We start from the raw sequence: 6,843 nt of genomic DNA, 5'->3' as shown, positions 1-6,843 counted from the left end.
GCAAGAGATGCAGCAACGCTATCGACGCCGCCCCGACCAGGGCGAACGTCCGGAGCGCAGACATCGCGCCCTCGCTGCGATGACGGAAGAGCGCCGCAATGCCGCCCAGCATGACGGCCAGCGCGAGGAGCAAGACGCCGAACGCCAGCGACACAGGCGCCCTCCTAGCACGGATCGGCCTCGAACCGGCGCCGACCGTGCATCTTGTGTGACGCGCTACGAATAGGGGAGGTTGTGGCGCCCCGCGCGGAGGATCAGATCGCCGACGAGGGCGGTCCAGCCGGTCTGGTGCGAGGCGCCGAGCCCGGCGCCGGTGTCGCCGTGGAAGTACTCGAAGAAGAACAGACGATCGCGGAAATGAGGGTCGCGGTGGAAGAGCGGGTGCTCGCCGTAGACGGGGCGACGCCCCTCGCGATCGCGCTCGAAGATCGCGATCAGCCGTCGCTCCAGCTCGTGCGCGCCGTCGCGGAGCGTGCGAGGGCCGTGGCCGCCGATCGGGGGGATCGTGAGCACGTCGCCGAAGCCGTGATCGAGCCGGAGCAGCGAGCGGTAGAGCAGATAGCCGAGCGGGAACCAGATCGGGCCGCGCCAGTTGGAGTTGCCCCCCTTCATGCGCGTGATCGACTCGCCCGGCTCGTAACCGACCGTGTACTGCGCATGGCAGGGCTGCTCCAGCCCGAGCGAGACGGGCGCGGCCGCGTGCTCCTTCGAGAGCGAGCGCGGGCCGAACGGCGAGAGGAACTTGTCCTCGTCGAACAGGTGCGCGAGCACCCGCTCGAGGCGCCCCGGCGTCACCGCAGAGAGCACCTGCCGGCCGTCCGGACGCACCGTGATCGCCTCGGCGAGCGCGGGGTTCTTGCGGAGGAACCACTCGGTCCGGCGCCGGAAGTTCGCGAGCTTGCCGTAGATCTCCGGCGTGATCACGTGCACGGCGCAGAGCGGGATGAGGCCCACCGCCGACCGGATCTTCACGTGCCGCGGCCTCCCGCCGGCGGTGAGGATGTCGAAGTAGAAGCCCTCCTCCTCGGACCAGAGCGGCAGCCTGCCGCCCTCCGCGTGGTGGAGCGCGTGCGCGATCCGCAGGAAATGCTCGAAGAACTTGCTGGCGAGATCCTCGTACGCGGAGTTGTCGAGCGCGAGCTCGAGCGCGATGCGCATGAGGTCGAGGCAGTACATCGCCATCCACGCGGTGGCGTCCGCCTGCTCGAGGCGCATCCCGGGCGCGAGCCGCTCGCTGCGATCGAAGAGGGAGATGTTGTCGAGGCCGAGGAACCCGCCCTCGAACACGTTGTGCCCCTCGGCGTCACGCTTGTTGACCCACCAGGCGAAGTTGATGAGGAGCTTGTGGAACACGCGCTCCAGGAACACCCGATCGCCCTCGCCCCGCTGCTTCCGCTCGATCTTGTAGAGCTGGTAGGTCGCCCAGGCGTGCACCGGCGGGTTCAGGTCCGAGAACTCCCACTCGTACGCGGGCAGCTGGCCGTTCGGGTGCTGGTACCACTCCTTGACCATCAGCTTCAGCTGCGCCTTCGCGAGATCGATGTCGAGCGAGGCCAGCGCGACCGCGTGGAAGGCGAGATCCCAGGCCGCGAACCAGGGGTACTCCCACTTGTCCGGCATCGAGATGACGTCGGCGACCGAGACGTGACGCCACTGGCCGTTGCGGCCCGAGAGCCGCTCGGGCGGCGGCGCCTCGACGTCGCCGCGGAGCCAGGTGTCGACGTCGTAGTGATAGAACTGCATCGTCCAGAAGAGCCCCGCCGCCGCCTGCCGCTGGATGGCGCGGCGATCCTCGGACAGATGAGGGCCCTGGACGGCGAGATAGTACTCGTCCGCCTCGCGGCGGCGCATCTCCAGGAGCTCGTCCGCGAACTCGAACGGCCGCTCCACCGGGTCCGGCGCGAGCCGGAGCAGGATCCGCCTGCGCCCGCCGGCCGGCACCTCGAGGCGGTGCCAGCTCGCGGCCTTGGTGCCGCGCAGCTCGGGGTTCACCCGCGACGCGTCGCCGTGGATGACCCGATCATGGAACGCGTCCTTCACGTAGGGCGTCCGCGAGGGGGCGCCGTAGAGCCGCTCGTGGTTCGTCTCGTTGTTGGTGAAGAGCAGCTCCGGCCTGCCCTCGATGTAGAGGTGATGCGCGCCGTGCTCGGGGTGCGCCGCGCGCAGCATCACGTGCCCAGGGCCGCTCTGCATGGCCCGGATCTCCGGGACCGGGCCGGGCGGGTCGCTCCACGACCAGGTGTTGCGGAACCAGAGGTGCGGCAGCACGTGGATCGGCGCGGGCTCCGGGCCGCGGTTCACCACCGTGATGACCATGAAGATGTCGCTCGGGCTCCGCTTCGCGTACTCGACGATCACGTCGAAGTAGCGATCGCCGTCGAAGGCGCCGAGATCGGGGAGATCGACCTCGCCGTCCGAGAGGCCGCGCTCGCGCGCGGCGTCGATGAGCGCGCCGTACGGGAACTCGCGCTGCGGATACCGGTAGAGGTAACGCAGGTAGCTGGAGGTCGGCGTCGCGTCCTCGTAGTAGTAGATCTCCTTGACGTCCTCGCCGTGGTTGCCCTCGGGCCCGGTCAGGCCGAAGGCCCGCTCCTTCAAGATCGGATCCTTCTCGTTCCAGACGGCGACGGCGAGGCACAGGATCTGGTGGCGGTCGCAGATGCCGCCGAGGCCGTCCTCGTTCCAGCGATAGGCGCGGCTCCGGGCGTGATCGTGCGGGAAATGCGCCCAGGCGTCCCCGTTCGCGCTGTAGTCCTCGCGCACCGTCCCCCAGGCGCGCTCCGACAGGTAAGGGCCCCAGTGCTTCCAGCGCAAGAGGCGCTCGCGCTCCTCTTCGAGGCGGCGGTGCTCGGCGGTCAGCGCGGCGGGGACGGTCCTCGTCATGCGAGCCACGCTAGGCGACCCGGGCGGAGGCGTCGAGCCCGCGGCCCCCGCGCGGACGGCCGCGACCGGCGCTACTCGGTGCGCTTGATGATGTGGAATCCGAACGGGGTCTCGACGACCTCGCTCACCTCGCCGACCTTCAGGGCAAAGGCGACGTCGGCGAAGCCCTTCACCATCACGCCGCGCTCGAACACCCCGAGGTCGCCGCCGCGCTCCTTGGCGCCAGGCTCGTCGCTGTACTCGGCGACCACGTCCTCGAAGGCCGCCCCGCCGCGGATCTTGAGGAGCGCCTCCTGGGCGCGCGCGCGCGCCTCGTCGCGCGTGCGGCGGACGCCCTCGGGCCTGCTCTTCGAGCCGTCGTGCATGACGAGGATGTGCCGCGCGCCGATCTGCTTGGGCTGGCTCGCCACGAGCGCCTGCTCCCGCTCGAGCGCCGCGTCCTCCTCGGCCGCGCGGATCGGCGCGGAGACCGCGAGGCCGCCGCCGACCCAGGACGGCGAGGTGGCCAGCGTCCCGCAGGCGGTCGCGCCGAGGAGCGCGAGGGGAGAGCACGCCGAGAGCGCGCGGACCAGCACGGCGCGGAGAGCAGGGCTACGCATCGGCGCGGAGACTGCCGCGGGAAGGATGCGCCGGCAACCCTTCCGGCCCGCGCCCGGGACCGCTCAGCGCAGCACCATCGCCGGGACGAAGGCCCACCCGCCCGCGGCCACGGTCACCCGGGCGCGCCGCACCTCGCCCCGGGCGCTCACGACCACCTCGTGCGTGCCCGCGGGGACGCGGGTGCGCGCGATCGCGATGCGCGCGGGGAGCGTCGACCAGCCGCGCGTGTCCGGGGTGTCGAGCGCGGTCAGCGTCGCGCTCGTGAGCAGGCCGACGAGCAGGCCCAGCGGGCCGGAGTCCTCCGCGGCCGCCTCGGTGGCGCCCTGGGCGGCCTCGCCCGCGGCGACGCGGGCGAGCGTCCGCGTGATGGCCGACAGGATGATCGTGCCCTCGCTCTTCTTCCAGGCCGAGCGCACCTGCGCCTCGACGTCGAGGGCCTGCTCCAGCGGCTGGGAGCGCCCATCCAGCGTCAGGGTCGGGATCGCGTAGCCGCCCTTGCCCCGGGCGAGCGTCGGGTAGTTGACCCACGTGACGAGCCCCTTGGCCGCGAGCTCGTTGGCCCGCGCGCGATCGGTCGGGCTGATGTCGTCGGCGACGAACGTGAGCGCGAGCCCGATCGGCAACCGCTGCGGCACCTTCTGCGGCACGCGCCCGAACCCGACGACGACCATGAGCTCCGCCTCGCCGGCCTCGGCGAGCGGCGGCGGCGGCTCCACGCCCTCGATCTGAGCGGCGATGCGGGGCGTCCTCGGCTCGCCGCGCGTGAGCGCGCGGAGCGGGGCGCGGAGCGACGGATACGGCCCGTGGCGGAGCGCGTCGTCGTAGTAGAGGAGCGCTTCGTCGACCTGACCGCTCTTCTCGAAGGCGAAGCCGGCGAGGTAGCTCCCGAGGCCGACGAGCGCCGTCTCGCCCTCGTGATCGCGCAGGTACTTCTGCATCACGGCGAGGCGGCGGGCCTCGACCCTGGCCCCGTTGAGGTCGCGCTGGGCCAGGTAGTTCATCATGTTGATGGTGTTGATGAGCAGCTTCTCGTACGCAGGCGCCTTGTACGGGCCCGCGTCGTCCGAGAAGAGGTATTTCCCGAGCTCGGCGGCGGCCCCGCGCGACATATCGAGCAGGTCGATCGACTTGTCGGCCGCCCCGAGATCGCGCGCGGACAGCTTGTAGCGGTCCATGCCGAGGAGGATGTTGCCGCGGTCGAGCAGGAGGAGCGCGTTGTCGCCCTTCAGCGCCGGAAGCTCGGCCGCGCTCGCGACCTCCATCTGCTCGTTCAGCGCGGCCACCGCCTCCGCGGGCGCACCGCGGTCGAGCGCGGCGAGCGCGGTCCGCACGCGATCTTCGTGGCCGGCGCAGGCGGCCTGTCCGACGCCGAGGAGCAGCGCGAGAGGCACGAGGACCGCGCGCCCGCGCCCCCGGAGGCTCGCGTGCCGCCAGCGCATCACTCCTGGATGAGCGCCTTGGTGAAGGCCGCTTTGTTCTGCCAGGCCACCGCGCTCGTGGCGACCTCGATGAGCTGCATGAACATGAAGTACTGGACGCGGCGCTCGTCCTCGGTGCGCTCGTCGGAGGTGAAGACCTTGCCGGTGATGTAGTACTTCGCGCCGAGCTGGCGGTTGTACTCGGCGATGTGGTCCGGATCGAACCCGCCGCCGTGCTGCTGCTCGATCTCGGCGATCATCTGCTGCTGGCGCTCGACGCTCACCACGGTGACGAGGCCCGTGTTGACCATGTACGTCTCGATGTCCGACAGGAGCGCCTGGAGCTGGCTGTCGATGTGCTCGCTCGTCTGGTTCGACAGCGGGTAGATGGCGAGCGTGGGCCGCGAGCCCTCCTGCGCCCACGCCTTCGCGATGGGCGAGGCCATCAGCGACTTCAGGTTCTCGTGGAGGAGCTGCTCGATGTCGCGCTTGTCGATCCCCGTGCTCATCGCGGCGTCGTCGAGCCCCTCGACCTGGTTGCCGCGCACGTAGGTCGGCCCGCAGCCGAGGGACGTCGAGGCGAGCGCGAGCGCCGCGAGGAGCGCGGCCGGACGGATGATGGGCGAGCTGGGCATGGACACTCCGCAGGGTCTGGACGGCGCATCCTAGCAGGCGAGGTGTGCGCCGGAGCGTCGATCAGGCGGAAATCGTGCTCCGCCGCGCGGCGCGCGCCCGCGGAGCCGCCGTCCCGGCGCGCCTCAGCGCGAGCAGCGCGAAGAGCGCGAAGAGCGCGAAGAGCGCGCGCGCGGAGGCGACCCCGCCCCCGGCCACGGGGCCGTGGGCGCACGAGAGCCAGCGCTCGTCGAGCGGTCGACGCGACGGCGATCGCTCCGCCAGGCCGGGCGCCGTGGCCCACCAGGGCGCGCCGTAAGCGCCGGCGTCGGCGGCGCGCGTCGCCTCGGCGACGAGCCAGTCGCGATGGGCGATCAGCCCGCCGTAGATGGGGTCGGAGCAGCCGGCCGGCCCGCGCGAGGTCACGCCGATGATCCGCCCGGCGCCGTCGAGCGCGGGTCCGCCCGAGTCGCCGCTGCAGATGCCGCTCTCGCCGCGCCACTCGCTGCCGGTGACGCGCTGCTGCGTCCCGCACCCGTAGCCGACGCACTCGACGCGGAGCCCGTCGCGGCGCCGACGCGCGCCGCCGTCGCGCGCCCTGCCCTCCGTGTCGCCGAAGCCGACCGCCGAGTAGACCTCGCTCTCCTCGGGCGGCCGGTCGAGGCGGGGCGCGAGGGGCGTGACGTCGCTGCTCGGGACCGGCGAAGCGAGGACGACGAGCGCGAGGTCGCGGCCGCACACGGCGTTGCCGTCGGGCGGGCTGAGCACCGCGCGCACGGCGAGCCACGGCGCGTCCGCGGCCCACATGGCCCGGCCGAGGGTGGCGTAGACCTGCGAGGCGTCGACCGGCTCACCGAACGTCGCCGTCTTGCAGGAGATGAGCTTCGGCGCCTCCGCGATGCAGTGCTGCGCCGTGAGCACCAGGTCGGGCGCGATCAGGGTGCTCGAGCAGGTCCGCGCGACGCGGCCCTTCCGATCCGTGATGATCAGCCCGGCGACCGCGCGATCTCCCGCGTCGGGATAGCCTCCCTTGATCTCCAGCGCGGCCTCGTCCGCGTCCTCCCCGCGCGCGGCAGGCTCGCCCGCGTCGCCCGCGCAGCCGGCCAGCGCGGCGGCGGCGAGGAGGTATCCAGCTCGGGTACACCACGCGGTGCTGTTCCGGAACACGGCAAGCCGCCGTTGCACGGCACCTGCCAGCCTGGGCTGTGCATGCGCCGCGTCTCTCGAGGCAGGAGAGGATTGCTTCCGAGGAAGCTCACGCGCCCGCCGAGCTGCGCAGCGCTGTGGTGGGCGCTGCGGCCGGCGCGCCGATCGGGCTCGTGGGGAGCCG

The 6,843-nt window shown here is 72.2% G+C and carries 6 protein-coding genes (1 of these 6 cut by a window edge); all 6 read right to left on the bottom strand.

Annotation, left to right across the window (positions count from 1 at the left end; genetic code table 11):
* On the bottom strand, positions 1-154 hold the 5' end (the start) of the coding sequence (locus tag WMF33_RS41585) for a hypothetical protein (protein ID WP_437333787.1). It extends 674 nt beyond the left edge of the window; only the first 154 of its 828 coding nucleotides appear in the window; its start codon is at positions 152-154; its stop codon lies beyond the left edge, outside the window.
* Between the two features lie 62 nt (positions 155-216).
* Positions 217-2,883 (bottom strand): MGH1-like glycoside hydrolase domain-containing protein, encoded by a 2,667-nt coding sequence (locus WMF33_RS41580; protein WP_437333786.1) that lies wholly within the window; start codon positions 2,881-2,883, stop codon positions 217-219.
* A 71-nt stretch (positions 2,884-2,954) separates the two neighbouring features.
* The gene (locus tag WMF33_RS41575) at positions 2,955-3,482 is read right to left on the bottom strand and encodes a peptidylprolyl isomerase (protein WP_437333785.1); all 528 of its coding nucleotides are present in this window, start codon (positions 3,480-3,482) and stop codon (positions 2,955-2,957) included.
* 63 nt (positions 3,483-3,545) lie between these two features.
* Positions 3,546-4,922 (bottom strand): hypothetical protein, encoded by a 1,377-nt coding sequence (locus WMF33_RS41570; RefSeq protein ID WP_437333784.1) that lies wholly within the window; start codon positions 4,920-4,922, stop codon positions 3,546-3,548.
* The gene (locus tag WMF33_RS41565; protein WP_020740473.1) at positions 4,922-5,536 is read right to left on the bottom strand and encodes a penicillin-binding protein activator LpoB; all 615 of its coding nucleotides are present in this window, start codon (positions 5,534-5,536) and stop codon (positions 4,922-4,924) included. Before WMF33_RS41565 ends, WMF33_RS41570 begins: the two co-directional genes overlap by 1 nt.
* A 61-nt stretch (positions 5,537-5,597) precedes the next feature.
* The gene (locus tag WMF33_RS41560; RefSeq protein WP_437333783.1) at positions 5,598-6,698 is read right to left on the bottom strand and encodes a trypsin-like serine protease; all 1,101 of its coding nucleotides are present in this window, start codon (positions 6,696-6,698) and stop codon (positions 5,598-5,600) included.
* Positions 6,699-6,843 lie beyond the last annotated feature (145 nt).

The organism is Sorangium sp. So ce394, assembly GCF_051474665.1.
Taxonomy (GTDB): domain Bacteria; phylum Myxococcota_A; class Polyangia; order Polyangiales; family Polyangiaceae; genus Sorangium; species Sorangium cellulosum_D.
The sequence above is the reverse complement of the archived record's forward strand: the minus strand, read 5'-3'. Positions and strand labels throughout refer to the sequence as shown.